This window comes from Campylobacter sp. BCW_4341 (assembly GCF_001764255.1).
Lineage (GTDB): Bacteria > Campylobacterota > Campylobacteria > Campylobacterales > Campylobacteraceae > Campylobacter_D > Campylobacter_D jejuni.
The window spans coordinates 17,663-36,229 of record NZ_MKAH01000030.1; the positions used below are offsets into that span (position 1 = coordinate 17,663).

Consider the following 18,567-nt stretch of genomic DNA (forward strand, 5'->3'; position numbering starts at 1 on the left):
TTACTTTCCTTTTCTTCTTGAAATTATTAGCTTATCGCTAGCTTTTTTACGACGAGTTTTCGCACCTTTGGTTGGTTTACCCCATGGAGTTACTGGATGACGGCCTGAATTTTTCTTACCTTCACCCCCACCGTGCGGGTGATCTACTGGGTTCATAGCAGAACCACGAGTTTGTGGACGGATACCTCTATGGCGATTTCTACCTGCTTTACCGATAGTTACATTAGCCCATTCTTCATTTCCAACTTCGCCGATACTTGCCATACATTCAGCTAAAACTTGTCTCATTTCGCCACTTGCAAGTCTTAAGATAACATATTTTTCTTCTTTACCCATAAGTTGTGCATAAGCACCTGCAGAACGGATCATTTGACCGCCTTTGCCTGGCTTTAACTCAACATTATGAACAATAGTACCCACAGGAATGTTTTTAAGTTTCATTGCATTACCTGGTTTAATATCAAGTCCGCTTTCAGCAGCTGCAACAATATCGCCAACGCTTAATCCACGTGGTTGAAGAATATATCTTTTTTCCCCATCTTTATAAGCAATCAAAGCAATTCTACAATTTCTATATGGATCATACTCGATTGCTTCTACTTTACCTTCTATACCGAATTTACGACGTTTAAAATCAATAATTCTGTAAAGTTTTTTAGCACCCGCTTCTTTATGACGACTTGTAATTCTTCCATAGCTGTTACGACCCGCGTGTGCTGGAAGTTTAACAAGTAGTGAGCGTACACTTGGTTTAGCTGTAATATCTTCAGAACTTAAACCTGTGATATATCTTCTACTTGGAGTATATGGTTTATAAGTTTTAATTGCCATCTTAAGCCTCCGTATTTTCTAAGCTAACACCTTCAGGTAGCTTAACATAGAATTTTTTATAATCGTTTCTTTGACCTAAACGACCTCTAAAACGCTTAACTTTTCCATCCATTCTTAAAGAATTGATACTTTTTGGAGTTACACCAAAATACTCTTTTAAAACCGCTTTTAAACCTGTTTTAGTCATTTTTGGTGAAGTTTGAATAACTACGACACCTTGCTCTTGCAAATTCAAACTTTTTTCTGTGTAAAGTATAGTCTTTATATCAGTAATATCTGCCATAATTATCCCTCTTTTGTAATAGATTCTAATGCTGATTTTTCTATGATAACAGCATTAAATACAGATACTAAATAAGCATTTACTTCAGTTACATCAACTACATAGCAATTTGCTAAATTTCTGTAAGCTAAAAGTGTTTTTTCATCTAGTAAATCTTTAACGATTAAAGCATCTTTGACGCCAAGTTTTTTAATCACAGCGTTTGCATCTTTTGTTTTACCACTTTCAATAGCCAAAGAATCAGCAGTAAATAACGCACCTTTAGCTGCTTTATCTGCTAAAGCTCTTTCAAGCGCCAATCTTTTTTGTTTTTTATTTACTTTTTGAAAGTAGTTTCTTTCATTTGTTGGACCAAAAGCAACCGCACCGCCTACCCAAACGTTAGTTCTTGTTGAACCCGCTCTAGCACCGCCACGACCTTTTTGTCTCCAAGGTTTTTTACCACCACCACTTACATCACTTCTACCTTTAGTATGAGCTGTATTTGCTCTTAAACTTGCAAGGTAAGATTTTACATATAAGTAAAGATTGTGTGGATTTACTTCCGCATATTTTGAAGGTAAATCAAGTTCACCTGCTTTTTCTAATTTATCATTTAAAACAACTACTTTACTCATTTTGCAATCCTTATTTTACCCATAGCACCATTATAACCTGGTACTGCACCTTTAACTACTAAAATTTTGTTTTCAGCATCATAAGATACAACTTCGTTTTTAACGGTCACTTTAGTATTTCCATAGTGTCCTGCCATTTTCATACCTGGTTGAACACGACCTGGCCATTCTCTATTACCAATAGATCCGTGGCGTCTGTGAAATCTAGAACCGTGACTTGCTGGACCCCCTGCGAAGTTATGTCTTTTCATAACACCGCTATAACCTCTACCTTTAGTGTTAAAGCTTACTTTTAAAATTTTTGCTTCATTTAATGGAGTTTCATCTAAATCTCCTGCTTCAGTATTTGCTACTTCTAAAGTCGCAAATCTATTGTATTCTGCAGAAAGATTATACTTTTTTTGTTGTCCTGCGACACATTTATTACTTGCTTTACCTTTTGGATATGCTACTAAAGCCTTTCCGCCTTCAACTTCACATACTTTTGCATTTACAACTCTTAGTAAAGTTACAGCGATACTTGGATTAGTAATTGTTCTACTCATTCCGATTTTTTCTACAATATATTCCATATCTTATCCTTACTTACCCATAGCTCTTACTTCAACGCTTACTTCTGGCGCTAAATCAAGCTTAGTTAAAGAATCAACTGTATCTGGAGTCGCTGCTACTATATCTAGCATACGCGCGTGAATTCTTATTTCAAACTGCTCACGAGAATCTTTGTTAATGTGTGGAGATTTTAAAACTGTATAGCGTTTGATTTTAGTAGGCATTGGTATCGGACCTCTGATATCCGCACCTGTTCTTTTAACAGCTTCTACGATTGCTGCAACTGTTCTGTCTAGTACTCGATGGTCATAAGCTTTTAGCTTAAGCCTAATTCTTTCCATAATATTTCCTTTAAAAAGAACTCGTTAGTTAAAAACTAACCAATTTATAAAAATTGAAATGAGAGTATATAAAATCTTGTTTTCAAAGTCAAGGAATTTGATGAAATTTTTCTATTATTTTCCTTTTAAAAAGGATAATAATAGAATTTTTAGAATTTAAAAATTATCATTATTTTTTAAATTTTTGTATATAATGATCAATATCTTATTTCATTAAATTTCAAAAAATCTCTTAATTTTTCATATTCGCCATTTTCTAAATAACGGTGTTTTCTCGCCTTTAACATACCAAGATCTAAAGCCCCAAAAGCAACACGCTTAAGATCCATAACCTCAAGATCAAAATGTCCAAAAAAGCGTCTAAGCTCTCTATTTTTACCTTCATTTATAACCACTCTAAGCTTAGTATAGCCTCCACTTGATCCAAAAATTTCAAAGTCTATAAAAGGAGCAAAACTCATAGAGGTAATTTTAGTTTTTGCATGTGCGCCTTTTTTTTCGTTTTTAATCTCAAGTCCATTTTGCATCGCTTCGATGACTTGTTTGCTCACCGTACCTTTAACTTTAAGGTAGTATTCTCTTTCTAAATCGCTATGCATTAAAGCATCGGCAATCACAGGAGAATCTGTAAGCAAAAGCAAGCCTTCACTTGCATAATCCAGTCTGCCTACACTAAGCCAAGTACTAAATTGTCTTGGCAAGGTATCGTATATAGTTTTTCTTCCACGATCGTCTTTTTTACTGACAATTTCACCTTTTTGTTTATGGTAGATTATCACGCTAAATTGCGTTCTTTTTTGCACTCTTTTACCCTTAACAAAGACTTTATCATCAAATTTAACCTCATAGCTTAAAAGGGCAATTTTGTTGTTTATTTTTACTAAGCCTTGTTTGATAAGTTCATCAGCTTCACGGCGTGAATAACAAGTGTTATGGGATATAAATTTATTAATTCTCATTTGATCTTCCTTAAAAAGGGCATTTTTGCCCTTTTTACATTACAAAAATAGTTGGAACTATGGTTGGGTATTTTTTAATCTTTCTAAAGATATGCTTTCTTAAAACTTGGCGGATTTGATTTTCTAAAAATCTTGGATCATTGAGTACTTCATCTTTAACATTAATGAAAAACTGTCCTAAAACTTCAGCCATATCTTTGCTAAAAGCATGATCGTGTTTGTCAGCTACTAGCCCATAGCTAAATACTCTTGGTTTGTTGATCAGTGTTTTTGTAGTTTTGTCAATTTGTGCGATAATAACCACTATACCACTATCTGCAAGTTTTTGACGATCTATAACCACATCATCGGCGATTTGTTTGTTGATTTGATTATCCACAAAAACTTTACCTGTTTTTACGGTTTTTATGCGTTTAACATATTTTTGGCAAAGTTCTACTTGATCACCATCACTCATAAGATAGATATTTCTTTCAGGAATACCGCATTTCATCGCTGTTTCTTTGTGTTTGGTGATGTGATTGTATTCTCCATGAACTGGTAGGAAAAATTTAGGCTTAGTAAGGGTTAGCATAAGCTTTTGTTCTTCTATACTAGCGTGTCCGCTTACATGAATTTCACTAAATTCTTGATACGCTACTTTAGCTCCTGCTTTTAAAAGATAATCAAGCACCGCAGAAACACTTGCTTCATTTCCTGGTATGGCTTTAGCTGAAATGATCACTTGATCTGTAGGTTTGATTTTTATAAATTTATGCTCATCTGTTGCCATTCTATAAAGCGCACTCATGGTTTCGCCTTGACTTCCTGTAGTTACGATAAGCACTTCATTGTCTTTATATTTGCTTACTTCATCAGCATCGATGAAAATTTTTCTATCAAGTTTGATGTAGCCTAATTCCATAGTGGTATAAAGATTTCTTTCCATAGAACGACCGATCACACAAACTTTTCTACCGTATTTTAAACCATAAGTGATAGCTTGATAAACGCGGTGGATATTAGAACTAAAGGTGCTCATGATCACCCTGCCTTTGGTGCGTGCAAAAATTTGATCAAAAGTTGGTCCTACGGAGCTTTCACTTTTTGTATAGCCTTCTTTATAGGAATTTGTACTATCGCTTAAAAGACATAAAACCCCTTCTTCTCCATAATGCGCCAAACGCCCTAAGTCTGTTGGATAGCCATCGATTGGAGTTTGATCGATTTTAAAATCACCTGTGTGGATAATCGTTCCTGCTTTTGTCTTGATCGCAAGTGCTGAAGCATCAATGATAGAATGCGTGATGTGAATCCACTCTATATCAAATTCACCTATCTCATAAACTTTGCGTTTTTCTACAGGACGAAACCATTTACGTTCTGCTTTTAAGCCATGTTCTTCAAATTTGTTTGAAATCATTCCTAAAGCCAAAGGTGTAGCGTAGATAGGAAATTGAAATTCTTTAAAGAAATAAGGCACCGCACCGATATGATCTTCGTGTGCATGGGTAATCACTATACCACGAATTTTATCTTTAATTTTTCTTACATAATCAAAATCAGGAATGATAATATCTACCCCATGCATAGTTCCATCAGGAAAACTCATACCTATATCTATTATGATTGCATCTTTATTGGTTTCAAAAACGCTAATATTTCCACCGATTTCTCCTAAGCCTCCTAAAGGAGTAATGCGGATTTTATGTTCGCTAGAATTATTATATTTTAAAGGGTGTAAGCGGCTTTCATGTGAAACACGGTTAGCTTCTATACATTCTGCAAGAGCGATTTGCCAATCTTCATTGCCTGTGAGTTTTGAAGGAAGATTGCGATTTTTTTTCTTTTTTTTCTCAGTTTTATTCTCTGAGTTTTCAGAAATTTCCTTGTTAGAATTTTGATCAATTTTTGGAGTATCATTTTCATTTTGCAAAGAATCGGCTAATTTTTTTCTGCGATTTTTATATTTATAGCGTTTATTGTTTTTTGAATTTGAGTTCGGATTTTGTTCGTTTTTATTTATCTCTTTGTTTTCGTCCATATTCATCCTTTAATTTGTCATAAATTTTAAGGTATGAATCAACGCAAATTTCATGTGGTCTGATGTTTTCTTTTAAGCCAAGGGTGCTTAAAACTTCTAAAACTTTTGCTTTATATGTTTTTAAATTTCCTAAGAGTTGTTTTCTAGGAGCTTTAAAACAGTCTTTTAGAAAATTTTTGAAATTTTCTATTTCGCAAAGTTCATCAAAATCCTTAGTTTTAATCAAACTCATCACCGCTGACATAACTTTTGGTGGAGGATTAAAACATTGTGGATCAACATCAAAAAGTATTTTTCTTTCGCAAATCATTGCACTTAAAACACCTAAGGAAGAAAACTCACTATTTCCTTCTTTAGCGCAGAATTTTTCAGCCATTTCTTTTTGCACCATTACAATAAGCCCTAGACAATTTTTATCTTCTAAAGCTTTTAATATAATGTGACTTGCAACATAATAAGGCAAATTTGCAACCAAAAAATATGGTTTTTCATCAAGACTAGGATTAAAAGCTTCGCTTGCGTCTTGATGGATCAAGTTAAATTTTCCACATTCAAGTTCTTTTTGAAATTTCTTTTTTAAAATAGGTATGAGATCATTATCGATTTCATAAGCTTTTACTTGAGAAATTTTTAAAAGTTCTTGCGTTAAATCACCTAAGCCAGGCCCAATCTCAATGATATTGTTCATCTCTTTGGGTATGGCTTGGATGATTTTTGCTAATACGCTTTTATCGATTAAAAAATTTTGTCCGTATTGTTTTTTTGCTTTAACCATAAGAAATAATTTTATCTAAAAATTCTTAATTAAGTCTTTTTAGGTAGAATTATTTTTGTAAAATTTCATAAGGATCAAAATGATTGTTTGTGCGGGTGGAAATGAAAATTTTTCTTTTGCAAAAGCTATAGGTATAGGTTTGGTTGAATCAGCTTTTCATTTGGGTCAACTTTGCTTAAAAGAAAAACCATCAAAACTCATATTTATAGGAACTTGTGGGCTTTATGATAAGGGGGAAATTTTAGAAATTTATAGAAGTTCATGTGCTTTTAATGTAGAATTTTCTAAAATTTCACATGCTTTTTATACTCCTGCAAAATATGAAATTTGCTTAGAAAAAGAAAATGTTTCTCGTGAAACAATCAAAATCAATTCTTCAAATTATATTTGTCAAAATTCAAAAGCAGCAAAAGAATTTTCGAAATTAGGTTTTTTTGCAGAAAATATGGAAGCCTTTTCTGTTTTAAGTGTAGCTAAAAATTTAAATATTGATGCAGAGTGTATTTTGTGTGCAACAAATTTTTGTAATGAAAACGCTCACGAAGATTTTATAAAAAATCATCAAAAGGCAAAAGAAAAATTAGAAGAATACTTAAAAAAATATCATTATATTTAAAAATTCAAAAAGGAAAATAATTTTGAAAGAGCTTGTTAATATTTTAGATTTTTTACCTGAAGAATTAGGAGAAAAAATCAAACCGATGTTTCGCGTGAAACAAATTTATCAATGGATTTATCAAAAATACGCCAATAATTTTTCCGATATGTCAAGTTTACCAAAAGATCTACGTTTAGAACTTGCGCAAAATTTTCATTTCTCTCCTATAAAATGTGTTAAAAATGAGCAAAGTAAAGATGGAAGTATAAAATATCTTTTTGAACTTATCGATGGTTTAAGGGTAGAAAGTGTGCTTTTGCCTATGAAAGAAGAAAAAATAGACACAGAAGGCAAAAGAATTTCTCATGCGAGATATACTATCTGTGTTTCTTCTCAAGTAGGTTGTAAAAGCGGATGTAGTTTTTGTCTTACTGCCAAGGGTGGTTTGAAAAGAAATTTAAGCGCAGGGGAGATAGTCGGACAAATTTTATGGATCAAAAAACAAAATAATATCCCTTATGAACGCCGTGTAAATATAGTATATATGGGTATGGGCGAGCCTTTGGATAATCTTAAAAATGTTTCTAAAGCGGTAAAAATTTTAGCACAAAATGAGGGGCTTGCCATAAGTCCCCGCCGTCAAACCATCAGCACTAGTGGTTTAGCAAAACAAATCAAAGAATTAGGTCAAATGAACTTAGGTGTTTTACTTGCTATATCATTGCACGCGGTTAATGATGAGCTTCGAACCGAACTTATGCCTATCAATAAAGCTTATAATATCGCTGCGATTATGGATGCGGTGCGTGAATTTCCTATAGATCAAAGAAAAAGGGTGATGTTTGAATATCTTTTAATTGATGGTATCAATGATAAGCTTGAACACGCTAAAGAATTAGTCAAGCTTTTGAATGGTATTAAAGCCAAAGTGAATTTAATACTCTTTAATCCACATGAAGGAAGTTTATATAAACGCCCTAGTTTAGAAAATGTGATTAAATTTCAAGATTTACTCAGCAATAAAGGTGTAACTTGCACTATAAGAGAAAGTAAAGGGCTTGATATCTCAGCTGCTTGTGGACAGCTTAAAGAAAGGGCAAAAGAACAATGACAATGCTAGATATTTTTGAAATCGTTTTTATAACAGCTGTTGTGATTATAGGTTTTGGTGGAATTGTTTTTGTAGTAACAAAAGAAAAAAAATAATTATTACATTTAATGGTGTCAAGGGGGAGACTTGAACTCCCGACCTCCGGCTTATGAGACCAGCGCTCTAACCAGCTGAGCTACCCTGACTAAAAATAAAAATATAATTATACTACTTTTTACTAAAAATTTTCTGATTTTTTTAAAAAATAATTTTATTTTCAATATTTAAAAAATTTCTTTATTTTTAAAGCTTTTATAGATATAATGAACGCTTTATTTCATAGACAGGTGTCCGAGCGGTTGAAGGAGCACGCCTGGAACGCGTGTAAAGTGCAAGCTTTCGAGGGTTCGAATCCCTTCCTGTCTGCCATTCTTATTTTTAATATTTAAAAATTATTGTTTTGTCAAAAGTTATTTTATTGTTTACAAATTCTTAAATTTTTGATAAGATATTAAAAATTTTATTTATTAGGTTTTTTATAATGCTACAATCAAGACTTTTGATGAATTTAAAAGGAATAGGAATATCTTTTATACCAAGATATTTTTTTTCAAATAAATTTAGATAAAATTTTTAATGATATTTTAAAATACAATATTAAAGACCTAGAAGAAATACAAACTCGAGTTAAATATTATAATCAAATAAATGAATTTTTTACACCTACAGCAAAGGAAAAAATAGGAAAATTTCCTTTTAAAGACACCTCTTATGCTTTTGATGCTTATGAAATCAGTAAATACTTTAAAGATGAATTTTTATGGAATAAAGAATTTGGCGATGTAAGACATACTTTTAAAGAAGCAACTATTTGCAAATCGAGATCTTTGGAAAATAATATAAATAATATTTTATTAAAACTTGATAAAAATAGGCACTTTTGCTTTTTAAAAGATAACATAAACTATGAAAATAAAAAGGATATAGCAATATTTAGAGGAGCAGTATATCAAAAACATAGAAAAGAATTTTTTGATTCTTATTTTGGTAGAACTTTTTGCGATATAGGAGATACTTCAAAACAACCTAGCCAATGGAAAAAAAACTTTTTAAACAAAAAAGAACAAATGAAATATAAATTTATAATTTCTTTAGAGGGTAACGATGCAGCAAGCAACTTAAAATGGGCTATGAATTCTAATTCTTTAGTTTTAGCTCCAAAAATAACTTGCGAAACTTGGTTTACGGAAGGAACTTTAAAACCAAATTATCACTTTGCTTTGATTGATAATGAGAATTTGTCAGCAGTAATTGAATATTTTAAAGTCGCCCAAAAGATGCATTGGAAATTATTAATAATGTTCATCAATATATTAAGAAATTTTTAGATAAGAAAAAAGAATTCCATATAGGAATTTTGGTTTTGACCAAATATTTTTATTATTCTAGACAACTTGAACTTAACAAAAAAAGAGATATTTTAGAATTAATCAAATAATTTTTCATAAAAAATAAATCTTTTTATACATTTATCACAGCTTATCATTTTTGGCAAAAATATATGGGTATTGTTAAATTTGGGAAAAATGGTTTTGTGCTTACATCGAATATAGATGAAGATGCGGAACAAGGTGGAGAAATAACTTATTATGAAAAATATTATTATAATTTTGAAATCGTAGGCAATATCTACGAAAACAAGGAGTTATTTAGAAGTTAAGGAGTGAAAATTTTATAATATAATACTATATAATATAATATTGATTATCTTTGGAATAAAAGGAGAAAAAAATGAATAACAAAAGAAAAGTTAGGGAATTTCTGTCTTATATGGAGAAATATCTGTTTTTTGTATTGGGATGGTTAAATTAATAGAAAAATTGATAAAATAAAAAAATATTCTATCATTATAAAAAATAGGAAAAGAAAATGAATTTAAAAGATGTTCTAAAGGAAATTGATATTCTAAAAGATTTTTTGAAAGAACACAAACTAGCTTTTGAAACTAAAAAATCACTAGAAGAAGATTTTAAATTAAGATATACAAATGATTCTAATGCAATCGAAGGAAATACACTTACCTTATTTGAAACAAAAGCAGTGCTTGAAGGTATGACTATTGCAGGAAAAAGTGTAAAAGAACACTTAGAAACCATAAACCATTCACATGCTATTGATTTTATGTTAGAACTTGCAAATGCTAATACAATTTTAAATGAATTTGATATTAAATCTTTACATCAAATTATTTTACAAACAATTGATATAAAGAATGCTGGAGTATATAGAAAGGCTAATGTAGTGATTAGCGGTGCAAAACATATTCCACCTGATTATTTGAGTATTGATTTTGAAATGAAAAACTTTTTAAATTGGTATGAGAATGAAGCACAAAATTTACACCCTATTATTAGAGCTTCAAGAATACATATTGACTTTGTTAGAATACACCCATTTATTGATGGTAATGGAAGAATGTCAAGGCTTTTAATGAATTATGAGCTTGTTAAAAATAATTATCCACCTATCAATATTAAGTATTCTTCAAAAGAAGAATACTTTCAAGCTTTGGAAGAAGCTTGTTATTATAAAAACTTTGAAAAATTTGACACAATAGTAATAAAAGAAGTTAAAAATGAACTAGAAAAAAGAAAACATTTCGCTCTAAAAAATGAAAAAAATGAATATCAAGAAAATTTAAAAGATAAAATAAGAAGGAACTAAAATGAAAAAAGAAAAAAGTTTGCATTTAATTATTTTTGGATTATCTTTAATTTTTATAGGTTGTGGAGAACCTAAACTTAAAGAATATACTTATAATTCAGAGCAAGGAAGTAAAGAAGGATATGAATTTGCACTTAAAAAAATTGATGAAGAGTATAAAACAAGTGGAAAGTATTCTTTAATTGATTTAAGCGAAATAAAAAATATTAAAACACTTAAAGAAAGAGATTATAATTTTCTTTTAAATTCACAAAAAGAATCTAAAAAAGAAATTGAAAATGGAAGATATGAATATGCTGATATAATGATTATAAATTATAATGATCATTATAGTATACTTAGCGTTGAGTGTAATTTGCGAAGGAAATTTTGTGATATTTCTGATAATTAAAATGTTTTTATGGGTTGAGTTGCGTTAATGCCTAACTCTTCAGCTTTTTTATCTAGTGTTTCTTTGAGTTTAGCATTTTTCGAAAAAACTTTTAATCACTTTTGATTAAAAGTTTCCATATCTTTCATAATAAGATGGTAAATATATGTATTTAAAGGAAAACCTAAGCTGTCAGCTCTCTCTTGAAGGTATTCTTTCGTCTTATCGCTAATTCTTAATTGTATAGGATTGCTCCCCTTACTTTCTTTCTCTTCTACCATTTTCTTTTTATCCTTTTCTATATCTTTTTTTGTTGCGTTTGGATTTGTAATTTTAACATAGTTACTCTTTCCATATTTTTTTGTAAGTTCTAATTCTTTTAATTTTTTCTCAAATTTTATGTTTTCCATAAAAAATCAACTTTCTCATATTCTTTAAAATTTTCTTCAAAATATTTTTCTCCTTGTTCTTTTGTTTCAAGGCTATATCCTGAAAAATCTATTTTTCTATCTTTGTCTTTTTCAAAGCTGATTATTGTGTAACATTGCTTGTTTTTTGTTACAAAGAGAAAATTATTATGAAGCACAAAAAAATCATATTTTCTTTTATTAAGATTGTATTTTTCTACCATTTCTTTTAAAAAATTTAAAAATACTTCTTCTGTAAGCTCCTTTTGTTCTTCTTTGTATTTTTTCATTAAGCAATCTGCTTCATCTAAAAAATTATAATAATCTATTTTTGTCATTTTCTTCTCCTTTGAAATTTATATTCTTTATTGGAATTTTCTTCTTTTATATTATTTTTGTTAAAATCAATAATGTGATTTACTACTTTTTCAATATCTTTTAAGCATAAATCTTCATCTAACTGAGTATTTATCCTACTTTTATTCCAAGAATGATTTTGATCAAAAAATATGATTTTAGTAACATTCTCGTCTTTTTCAAATAAATCAGTGTCAAATTTTTCTAAATAAATAGGGGCTATACAAACTTCATTTTCCAACTTATTAAAATCTAATTCTTGTTCGTGTTTTAAGCCAATATAGCCACAAAGCCATTGTCCTTTGTCATTTTGCATTAATAAATCCTTATCTTTTAATTCTTTTAGATTAGGATATTCAACTTTCAAAATAACATATGGAATGTCATTGATTTGTCCTTCTTTTCTTTCAAGTTCTATATATTTTTTTTCATTTTATTTTCCATTTTATTCCTTTGTATATATTTGGTTTAGTTGAGATTTCTTTAAACAATATTTGCTCTCTTGTTTAAAGTGTTTTCCATACCTTGAAAAATCATTTCACTTTGTTTTCCATCAATACCTACCAATGATAAAGCCCATGAAGACCCTTTAATAATTAAATTCCACATAATTACCGCTGAAGCAATTTTTGCAAATATAGTTAATAAGCCTGTGATTGCACCTATAATAAAGTTAGTGTGAAAATTATATACGCTAGTTTTAATTCCTGTAAATTGTTCTACAGAAACAAATAAGAAAAATTCGTCTACTAAAACATTTATAAATAATGATAAATATATAAAGAGAATAATTAATACGGGTTTTAAAAATATAGCCATGCCATTAATTAAGAATTCAATAATTTTATCCATTCTTTTAGTTGCTAAGGAGAAAGCTACAACGAATGGTGAAATATAAAAATATTTTATCAAAGAAACTAAATAAGATACAAATATTATAATAGAAGCTGTAGTGCAAACAAATAATGGTATTTTTTGAAAAGTCCATTCTATTAACATTATAGCTATAGCATATCCTGTAATTGTTGAGGCAACTGTTCCTGTTATGTATCCAACGATAGCTCCACCTACTGTTCCTATGATTGGCACAGTAGAAGCTGCTGCTGCTTGAATTACAGCCATGAATTTTCCAGTATTTTCCATTACAAAATCTTTTATAGTTGAAGCTCCTGGTAACATCATCCATACTAATTTACCTGCTATCCATCCTAAAGAGCTATCTGTAATATCATCTTTACTAATTTCAATATCTCCTTTATTTATATTTTCTTTAGTGTTTTGAATATTTTTTTTAGTTGCTTTAATCATCCTTTCTTTTTGTTCATCTTCATCACCTTGCTCTTCTTTAAACATAGTTACTTCTGCTAAAATTGCACTACTTGGCGTAAATAAAGAATTTATCCATCCAAGTTGCATTTCTCTTACTGCAAAATAAGCATCAAGATTTTTCATTTCATTGATTTTTTGAGTGTTATCTCTTAATTTATCAATTTTTTCCATTTGAGAATTTATTTTAGTTATTTCATTTCTTGCTTTTAAAATATCAGCTTCTAAAGCTATACAAGCTTCCAAGGAAATATCGCCATTTTTTCCTGCCATATCATTACTATCTTCAGCTAAAAATCGTTTTATTTTTTCTTTATCTTCATCTGTTAAAGAAGTGATATAGCTTTCTCTAATGGCAGATAGTTGGTTTTTATATCTTAAAGAACAAGTTTTTTTATAAATTTCATCTCCTTGACTTATAAGAAACTCATTTTCTTTCTTTTTTTCTAATAAGGCTTTAATACCTTGAATATTTACTCCACCTATACTTTTATAAATTTTATCCATATAGGTTTTTCCACCAATTGCACTAGCCATATCTGCAATATCTGTTGATTTTAATGCAAAATATCTAATGACGTTTTGCATAATTGTTGAGTGAGCTAAACCATTTCCTTCAGGTATAGGCATAAAAAATATTCCCATCATAATCATTGGAATATAAAATTTATGTAAAAATTTTTGTTTTCCTTCGCTTTCACCCTTATTTTCTAAGTAAGCTTGAATTTTTTCTGCACTAATTGAAGTAAGAAAAAATCCGCCAACTAAAACAAGAATTAGAATTTGTAAATGTTGATAAATTTTTTCATTGGTTAAAAATAGATTTGAAAAATACGCCATATTGTTTTTATTAAAACCATCTACAGCTGAAGCTTCTTGCAAACTTATACTTGAAGTAGAAAATCCTTTATTTTGATTTAAAACAGAATTTGGAGCTATCAAAAAATCCATAAAACTTTGATTTTTTTGTATAGTTTTAATGCTAAAATTATCTATACCATCTTTTAAGGTTAATTCTCCTAAATTATAAGTTTTTTCTCTATCAATAATATTTGGATTTAAAGTTGCTAAAGCAACTAAATATTTTGCAAAATTAATTTTAGTATCGCTTGGCGTCCATTTAATTATACTTTCTAAATTAATTTTTCTATCTATATTTTCATAATTTTTTAATTCAGTATCAAGTCCTGTATACACTTGTTTAGCACAAGATAAATTAGTTTTTGAAGCATTAAATTTTAAATCTAAATCAAAATTTTCATTTTTATAAACTCTACAAAAAGTTGTCCCATTTTTAAAATCAAATCCTATGATTTGAGTTCCATATCCGCTATTAACCTTTCTACACTCCCAACTACATCCATCATTAGTTTCTATGTCATCATTTCTATTAGAAAATATTTTTTGCATTTCTTCTTTAGTAGTTTCAGAAACAACTCCTTGCCCATTATTTGTTCCTTCTGCAAATAAGAAATTAAACAGCAATAAAAATAAAATTATTTTTTTCATTTGTATTTAACCTTTTGCTTATAATTGTTTTGAAAATTATTTTTAGCATTTAAATTAGGTTCGCCATTTAATTCAGGACACATAAATTTACAACCATTTTTCCATTCAGAACAACCATACCAAAATTTGTTTTTTTCATTTTTACTTTCTCTTTTTATTAAGTTTCCTTGATTGCATTGAGGACATTTAAAAGATGTATTTAAATTAGTGCTTTTATTTTCTAATTCAGGTTTTCCATTAACAGATTTTGCCTTAAAATCACAACCATTAGAATATTCAGAACAAGAAAAGAATTTTCCAAATTTTCCATTTATTTCTCTTAAAAAACCTTTTTGACATTTAGGACAAGTTATTTTTTCTTTTTCTTCATTAGAAACAATTTTTTTGTTTAAACTCTTTTCATTATCAATTATTTTTAAAATAAAATCATTAATTGAATTTAAAAAATCGCTTCTTTTTAGTTTTCCTTCTTGTATCTCTTTTTGAGATTCAAACCATAAAGCTGTCATGTCTGGATTTGTCAATATAGGATCTAAATTTTGGATTAAATTAATTCCAAGTTCTGTAGCATTAACAACTTGCTTTTTATCCTTTGAAACTACAATATAGCCTCTGTTTATTAAAGTTTCTATGTGATTACTTCTTGTTGCTGGAATTCCTATTCCGCCATTTTCGCCTTTTTTATCTTTATCTTTTTCTATTAAAAGTTTTTTAATTTTTTCATCTTTAACATATTTAGAAACTTGATTTAAATCTTTTAATAAAGTAGTATATTACATCATAAATTAAAAATTTGATTTTAGTTTTCAGCCAAAAACAAGTAATATTGCGATAAAATCTCAGACTTACAAAGGGGCATTAGCTCAGCTGGGAGAGCACAACGCTGGCAGCGTTGGGGTCAGCGGTTCGAACCCGCTATGCTCCACCATATGGTTCCGTAGCTCAGCTGGTAGAGCACTACCTTGACATGGTAGTGGCCGTTGGTTCAAGTCCAATCGGAGCCACCATCGCCCTTCCTTATACAAAGGATTATCATGCAAAACACTATCATACAAAAAGCCATCCATAAAGATTTAAATTCTATACTTGAAATCACAAAAGATGCTTTAAATGCTATGAAAGCTATGAATTTTCATCAATGGGATGAGAATTATCCTAATGAAATAGTTTTTCAAGAAGATATACAAGTACAAGAACTTTATGTGTTTAAAGAAAATGATGAAATTTTAGGCTTTATCTGTATCAATGAAAAATTTGAACCTGAATTTTACAAACAAGTTATTTTTAACAAAAAATATGATGATAAAGCTTTTTATCTACACCGTTTAGCCGTCAAACAAAAAGCAAAGGGCAAAGGCGTAGCACAAAAACTTTTAAATTTTTGCGAAAATTTTGCCTTGGAAAATCACAAGGCAAGTTTAAGAGCAGATACTCATAGTAAAAATTTTCCTATGAATTCGCTTTTTAAAAAGCTTGATTTTAATTTTTGTGGAAATTTTAACATACCTAATTACCAAGATCCTTTTTTAGCTTATGAAAAAATTCTAAATCAAAAAGCTTTTTGAGTTTTTCTCATAGGCTTTGATTTGTGCTTCATGTTTTAAAGTCAAAGCTATATTATCAAGTCCTTCCAAAAGACAAATTCTGTGAAAATCATCTAAATCAAAAGAAAAAATCTTATCTTTAAAAAATACTCTTTTTTTCCAACAAAGAAATTTCTATATTTTTATCTTGGGATTTTTTTAACTCATCAACTATTTCCAAAACCTCATCTTTAGTAAGTTCTATGGTAAGCAAACCATTTCCTAAGGCATTGTTTTTAAAAATATCTGCAAAAGAAGGTGCGATAATAACTCTAATACCATAATCAACCAAAGCCCAAGGCGCATGCTTTCTTGAAGAGCCGCTACAAAAATTTTCAAAACTCACCAAACATAAACATCATCTAAATTATAAATATTTTCATCGTAGTCTAAATTTTCAAGGCAAGTTTTTATCGCCATAACCACTTCTTCTAAATCGCATTTTCTACATCACGCAAAGTGGTATCAAAGATTATGTTTTATTATCTTTCATGATTTAATCCTTTAAAACCAAATAGACTAAATGAATAAAATTTCAAAAACTTAACAACAATGATAAAAAATTAAAAATGTAAAAAATGATTAAAAATAAAATTGAGTTTTAAAGTGAGAGTTGCAGTAGCAGATTAAAAGTATTGTCTTTACTTTTTTATTGGACTGGATTTGAAATTTTACAAATTTGCTTCATCTTTTCCTCCTTTGTTAAAACTAATCCTTGATGTATCATATTTTTAGTAAATGTATTTGTAAAATTCTTAAATTAAGAAAATTATTGATATAATTGTAATTTTAAGTAACAAAAAGGATGTTGATGTTAAAAGAACTCTTAGAGATTAAAAAAGAAATGGAACCTGTTATTCACGAAGCCAATGTAAAATTAAATATGCTAGCCCGTGAAGTCATAGTCCGAAAAAAAGAATACGAAATTTATGGCCCTATGGTAGATCGTGTTTATCTTGATAATGCCATTTATGTTAAAGTTATGTCAAGTGGACGCGATGTAAAAACAGACAATGTAGCTATAAAAAATGGTTTTTATATGGTTTTTGTCGCCCCTGAAAAAGAAAGTACAAAAGATATCAAAAACAAACTTAAAGTAGCTTATGAGGGGCTTGATAACAAATTTATCGCTACACTCATACGATCTTGCCAACGCTTTAAAGAAATCATAAATAAAACCCAAGCCACACTCGCTAAAGCTTCTAAAATGAATGTAGTAGTAAAAACAAATTTAGGAGAAGCAAGCGCTGCACTAAAATTTAACATCAATATAGAATACACTAGAGACACCCAAAAACTCACTCGCGAAAATTCAAAATCAGCAGGAAGCTTTAGAGATACTAAAACTTATATAAATCTTATAGTAGAAAAAAATACAGATTCTCAAATTTGTGAAAAATTACTTGATGATGTAGAAAAATACTTTATCGGTGGAGGTTGATTTCATTAATGCAAGTTATAAAAACTTGCATTAGATTAAAATTTATAATTATATCCTAAATATACACCATAATTTGTTTGTTTAGGATCGTAAAAGTTTGAACCCACTTTATTTTGATAAAAATTTCTAGAATTATAATGAATTTGCTCTGCTTTAAAGCCTAATTCTATTTCATTATGTGGTGTCAAATCATATAAAGCACCTATTTTCGCTCCATAAAAATAACCGTCAAAATTTTGCGACAAAGATAAAAAGCTTGTTTTTAAGGTAAGATCTGTTCTTGCATATCCTCCATACACACCTAAAACAGCTCTGGTTTTTTCAAAAAGCTTAGGAGTAAAATCATAACCTGTTAAAAATTTATGTGTAGTAAAATCACCTTCGATTTGAATTTTAGGAGTTTTGATAAAATCACTAAATTCATCAGAATAATTATAACCAGCATAAATTCTATGATTTTCATTTAAACGATATCCAAGTTTTAGACCAAACGATGGTACATTGCCTGAAATATCTCCATTGAAAATTTGCTTAGTTGTTTTATTATGCTTTAACTCACTTTTTACTTGAGCATGCATCCAAGCTGCATCAGCACCTATAAAAAAACCGGAATTCTCATCTGCTAAAGCCAAATTTGAAAACAAAGTAGCACTTGCGACAATGCTTAATAATTTTTTATTCATAACCTAACTCCTTATAATAAAATTCGATCTAAAAATTTTAGATCTTTTTATATTATATATTCTTCAAAGATTAAATAAGAATTTTTTATAAAATATTT

Annotated in this window: 23 protein-coding genes, 4 tRNA genes and 2 pseudogenes; 12 read left to right on the plus strand and 17 right to left on the minus strand. The window is 29.4% G+C overall.

Translation table 11 applies throughout. The annotated features are described in order from the left end of the window. The 8 genes from rplB to rsmA form a co-directional block, all read right to left on the minus strand. Positions 1–831 carry a 50S ribosomal protein L2 gene (gene rplB, locus AJN70_RS04285; protein WP_002825501.1) on the minus strand — a complete coding sequence of 277 codons (831 nt, stop codon included), beginning with the start codon at positions 829–831 and terminating at the stop codon, positions 1–3. 1 nt (position 832) lies between these two features. After that, positions 833–1,114: a 50S ribosomal protein L23 gene (locus AJN70_RS04290; protein ID WP_002856384.1), complete on the minus strand. Its 282-nt coding sequence runs from the start codon at positions 1,112–1,114 to the stop codon at positions 833–835. A gap of 2 nt (positions 1,115–1,116) precedes the next feature. Further along, the gene (gene rplD / locus AJN70_RS04295; protein WP_002791636.1) at positions 1,117–1,731 is read right to left on the minus strand and encodes a 50S ribosomal protein L4; all 615 of its coding nucleotides are present in this window, start codon (positions 1,729–1,731) and stop codon (positions 1,117–1,119) included. Then, positions 1,728–2,303: a 50S ribosomal protein L3 gene (rplC, locus tag AJN70_RS04300; RefSeq protein WP_002779987.1), complete on the minus strand. Its 576-nt coding sequence runs from the start codon at positions 2,301–2,303 to the stop codon at positions 1,728–1,730. Before rplC ends, rplD begins: the two co-directional genes overlap by 4 nt. 9 nt (positions 2,304–2,312) lie before the next feature. After that, positions 2,313–2,624 (minus strand): 30S ribosomal protein S10, encoded by a 312-nt coding sequence (gene rpsJ / locus AJN70_RS04305; protein WP_002779353.1) that lies wholly within the window; start codon positions 2,622–2,624, stop codon positions 2,313–2,315. A 197-nt stretch (positions 2,625–2,821) separates the two neighbouring features. After that, positions 2,822–3,583, minus strand: coding sequence for a pseudouridine synthase (locus AJN70_RS04310; protein WP_070295523.1), 762 nt, complete (start codon positions 3,581–3,583; stop codon positions 2,822–2,824). Positions 3,584–3,617: 34 nt separating this feature from the next. Then, complete coding sequence (locus AJN70_RS04315) at positions 3,618–5,612, minus strand: ribonuclease J (RefSeq protein WP_079861334.1); 1,995 nt, start codon at positions 5,610–5,612, stop codon at positions 3,618–3,620. Then, positions 5,581–6,381 carry a 16S rRNA (adenine(1518)-N(6)/adenine(1519)-N(6))-dimethyltransferase RsmA gene (gene rsmA, locus AJN70_RS04320; protein WP_002870454.1) on the minus strand — a complete coding sequence of 267 codons (801 nt, stop codon included), beginning with the start codon at positions 6,379–6,381 and terminating at the stop codon, positions 5,581–5,583. Before rsmA ends, AJN70_RS04315 begins: the two co-directional genes overlap by 32 nt. A gap of 79 nt (positions 6,382–6,460) precedes the next feature. Here rsmA and AJN70_RS04325 point away from each other — a divergent pair, with 79 nt between their 5' ends. From AJN70_RS04325 to AJN70_RS04335, 3 genes are read left to right on the plus strand one after another with little or no spacing between them, the layout of a single operon-like run. Then, a complete protein-coding gene (locus tag AJN70_RS04325; protein ID WP_002870453.1) occupies positions 6,461–6,997 on the plus strand; it encodes a purine-nucleoside phosphorylase in 537 nt (178 codons plus the stop codon). A gap of 22 nt (positions 6,998–7,019) precedes the next feature. Then, positions 7,020–8,090 carry a 23S rRNA (adenine(2503)-C(2))-methyltransferase RlmN gene (gene rlmN, locus AJN70_RS04330; protein ID WP_070295524.1) on the plus strand — a complete coding sequence of 357 codons (1,071 nt, stop codon included), beginning with the start codon at positions 7,020–7,022 and terminating at the stop codon, positions 8,088–8,090. Continuing rightward, on the plus strand, positions 8,087–8,185 hold the full coding sequence (locus AJN70_RS04335; RefSeq protein ID WP_002869298.1) for a hypothetical protein: 99 nt from the start codon (positions 8,087–8,089) through the stop codon (positions 8,183–8,185). The genes rlmN and AJN70_RS04335 overlap by 4 nt, the downstream gene beginning before the upstream one ends. 13 nt (positions 8,186–8,198) lie before the next feature. Here the strand turns inward: AJN70_RS04335 and AJN70_RS04340 are convergent. Beyond that, positions 8,199–8,275 (minus strand) — tRNA-Met (locus AJN70_RS04340). Positions 8,276–8,410: 135 nt separating this feature from the next. Between AJN70_RS04340 and AJN70_RS04345 the strand changes: the two genes are divergently transcribed. The 5 genes from AJN70_RS04345 to AJN70_RS04360 all read left to right on the plus strand — a co-directional run bounded on the left by AJN70_RS04345 (position 8,411) and on the right by AJN70_RS04360 (position 11,184). Then, positions 8,411–8,498: transfer RNA gene (locus tag AJN70_RS04345), tRNA-Ser, on the plus strand. A gap of 458 nt (positions 8,499–8,956) precedes the next feature. Then, on the plus strand, positions 8,957–9,457 hold the full coding sequence (locus AJN70_RS09850; RefSeq protein ID WP_250540855.1) for a glycosyl transferase family 90: 501 nt from the start codon (positions 8,957–8,959) through the stop codon (positions 9,455–9,457). 173 nt (positions 9,458–9,630) lie between these two features. Then, positions 9,631–9,789 carry a hypothetical protein gene (locus tag AJN70_RS09855; RefSeq protein ID WP_079729000.1) on the plus strand — a complete coding sequence of 53 codons (159 nt, stop codon included), beginning with the start codon at positions 9,631–9,633 and terminating at the stop codon, positions 9,787–9,789. A 209-nt stretch (positions 9,790–9,998) separates the two neighbouring features. After that, positions 9,999–10,793 (plus strand): Fic family protein, encoded by a 795-nt coding sequence (locus AJN70_RS04355; protein ID WP_004305857.1) that lies wholly within the window; start codon positions 9,999–10,001, stop codon positions 10,791–10,793. Position 10,794: 1 nt separating this feature from the next. Beyond that, positions 10,795–11,184 carry a hypothetical protein gene (locus tag AJN70_RS04360; RefSeq protein ID WP_053872655.1) on the plus strand — a complete coding sequence of 130 codons (390 nt, stop codon included), beginning with the start codon at positions 10,795–10,797 and terminating at the stop codon, positions 11,182–11,184. A gap of 95 nt (positions 11,185–11,279) precedes the next feature. Here AJN70_RS04360 and AJN70_RS04365 read toward each other — a convergent pair whose 3' ends face one another. The 6 genes and pseudogenes from AJN70_RS04365 to AJN70_RS10055 all read right to left on the minus strand — a co-directional run. Then, positions 11,280–11,573, minus strand: coding sequence for a hypothetical protein (locus tag AJN70_RS04365; protein WP_070233456.1), 294 nt, complete (start codon positions 11,571–11,573; stop codon positions 11,280–11,282). Further along, a complete protein-coding gene (locus tag AJN70_RS04370; RefSeq protein WP_070295525.1) occupies positions 11,561–11,908 on the minus strand; it encodes a hypothetical protein in 348 nt (115 codons plus the stop codon). Before AJN70_RS04370 ends, AJN70_RS04365 begins: the two co-directional genes overlap by 13 nt. Next, positions 11,905–12,243, minus strand: a complete 339-nt coding sequence (locus tag AJN70_RS04375) for a hypothetical protein (RefSeq protein WP_070295526.1) — start codon at positions 12,241–12,243, stop codon at positions 11,905–11,907. The genes AJN70_RS04370 and AJN70_RS04375 overlap by 4 nt, the downstream gene beginning before the upstream one ends. Before the next feature lie 167 nt (positions 12,244–12,410). Beyond that, complete coding sequence (locus AJN70_RS04380; RefSeq protein WP_070295527.1) at positions 12,411–14,762, minus strand: hypothetical protein; 2,352 nt, start codon at positions 14,760–14,762, stop codon at positions 12,411–12,413. Then, entirely contained in the window at positions 14,759–15,238 is a 480-nt protein-coding gene (locus AJN70_RS04385) for a topoisomerase DNA-binding C4 zinc finger domain-containing protein (RefSeq protein ID WP_410002268.1), read from the minus strand. The genes AJN70_RS04380 and AJN70_RS04385 overlap by 4 nt, the downstream gene beginning before the upstream one ends. Next, positions 15,215–15,496: pseudogene (locus AJN70_RS10055) on the minus strand (DNA topoisomerase); the annotation flags it as partial. The pseudogene AJN70_RS10055 and the gene AJN70_RS04385, both read right to left, overlap by 24 nt. A gap of 118 nt (positions 15,497–15,614) precedes the next feature. Between AJN70_RS10055 and AJN70_RS04390 the strand changes: the two are divergent. The 3 genes from AJN70_RS04390 (at position 15,615) to AJN70_RS04400 (ending at position 16,327) form a co-directional block, all read left to right on the plus strand. Further along, a tRNA-Ala gene (locus AJN70_RS04390) sits at positions 15,615–15,690 on the plus strand. A gap of 3 nt (positions 15,691–15,693) precedes the next feature. Further along, positions 15,694–15,769: transfer RNA gene (locus AJN70_RS04395), tRNA-Val, on the plus strand. A 27-nt stretch (positions 15,770–15,796) separates the two neighbouring features. Then, positions 15,797–16,327 (plus strand): GNAT family N-acetyltransferase, encoded by a 531-nt coding sequence (locus tag AJN70_RS04400; RefSeq protein ID WP_070295528.1) that lies wholly within the window; start codon positions 15,797–15,799, stop codon positions 16,325–16,327. Here the strand turns inward: AJN70_RS04400 and leuD are convergent. Further along, a pseudogene (gene leuD / locus AJN70_RS04405) lies at positions 16,307–16,694 on the minus strand (3-isopropylmalate dehydratase small subunit); the annotation flags it as partial. The gene AJN70_RS04400 and the pseudogene leuD sit on opposite strands and share 21 nt — an antisense overlap. Before the next feature lie 462 nt (positions 16,695–17,156). Between leuD and AJN70_RS04410 the strand changes: the two are divergent. Beyond that, positions 17,157–17,786: a hypothetical protein gene (locus AJN70_RS04410; protein ID WP_002860843.1), complete on the plus strand. Its 630-nt coding sequence runs from the start codon at positions 17,157–17,159 to the stop codon at positions 17,784–17,786. A gap of 35 nt (positions 17,787–17,821) precedes the next feature. Here AJN70_RS04410 and AJN70_RS04415 read toward each other — a convergent pair whose 3' ends face one another. Then, on the minus strand, positions 17,822–18,469 hold the full coding sequence (locus AJN70_RS04415; RefSeq protein WP_070295529.1) for an outer membrane beta-barrel protein: 648 nt from the start codon (positions 18,467–18,469) through the stop codon (positions 17,822–17,824). Positions 18,470–18,567 lie beyond the last annotated feature (98 nt).

Coding starts and splice junctions, on each gene's coding strand:
- AJN70_RS04335 (WP_002869298.1), top strand. CDS start 8,087: ATGACAATGCTAGATATTTTTGAAATCGTTTTTATAACAGCTGTTGTG.
- AJN70_RS04410 (WP_002860843.1), top strand. CDS start 17,157: ATGTTAAAAGAACTCTTAGAGATTAAAAAAGAAATGGAACCTGTTATT.
- AJN70_RS04400 (WP_070295528.1), top strand. CDS start 15,797: ATGCAAAACACTATCATACAAAAAGCCATCCATAAAGATTTAAATTCT.
- AJN70_RS04365 (WP_070233456.1), bottom strand. CDS start 11,573: ATGGAAAACATAAAATTTGAGAAAAAATTAAAAGAATTAGAACTTACA.
- rsmA (WP_002870454.1), bottom strand. CDS start 6,381: ATGGTTAAAGCAAAAAAACAATACGGACAAAATTTTTTAATCGATAAA.
- AJN70_RS04370 (WP_070295525.1), bottom strand. CDS start 11,908: ATGACAAAAATAGATTATTATAATTTTTTAGATGAAGCAGATTGCTTA.
- AJN70_RS04325 (WP_002870453.1), top strand. CDS start 6,461: ATGATTGTTTGTGCGGGTGGAAATGAAAATTTTTCTTTTGCAAAAGCT.
- AJN70_RS04375 (WP_070295526.1), bottom strand. CDS start 12,243: ATGCAAAATGACAAAGGACAATGGCTTTGTGGCTATATTGGCTTAAAA.
- rplC (WP_002779987.1), bottom strand. CDS start 2,303: ATGGAATATATTGTAGAAAAAATCGGAATGAGTAGAACAATTACTAAT.
- AJN70_RS04380 (WP_070295527.1), bottom strand. CDS start 14,762: ATGAAAAAAATAATTTTATTTTTATTGCTGTTTAATTTCTTATTTGCA.
- AJN70_RS04315 (WP_079861334.1), bottom strand. CDS start 5,612: ATGAATATGGACGAAAACAAAGAGATAAATAAAAACGAACAAAATCCG.
- AJN70_RS04360 (WP_053872655.1), top strand. CDS start 10,795: ATGAAAAAAGAAAAAAGTTTGCATTTAATTATTTTTGGATTATCTTTA.
- AJN70_RS04310 (WP_070295523.1), bottom strand. CDS start 3,583: ATGAGAATTAATAAATTTATATCCCATAACACTTGTTATTCACGCCGT.
- rpsJ (WP_002779353.1), bottom strand. CDS start 2,624: ATGGAAAGAATTAGGCTTAAGCTAAAAGCTTATGACCATCGAGTACTA.
- AJN70_RS04355 (WP_004305857.1), top strand. CDS start 9,999: ATGAATTTAAAAGATGTTCTAAAGGAAATTGATATTCTAAAAGATTTT.
- AJN70_RS09855 (WP_079729000.1), top strand. CDS start 9,631: ATGGGTATTGTTAAATTTGGGAAAAATGGTTTTGTGCTTACATCGAAT.
- rplD (WP_002791636.1), bottom strand. CDS start 1,731: ATGAGTAAAGTAGTTGTTTTAAATGATAAATTAGAAAAAGCAGGTGAA.
- AJN70_RS04290 (WP_002856384.1), bottom strand. CDS start 1,114: ATGGCAGATATTACTGATATAAAGACTATACTTTACACAGAAAAAAGT.
- AJN70_RS04415 (WP_070295529.1), bottom strand. CDS start 18,469: ATGAATAAAAAATTATTAAGCATTGTCGCAAGTGCTACTTTGTTTTCA.
- rplB (WP_002825501.1), bottom strand. CDS start 831: ATGGCAATTAAAACTTATAAACCATATACTCCAAGTAGAAGATATATC.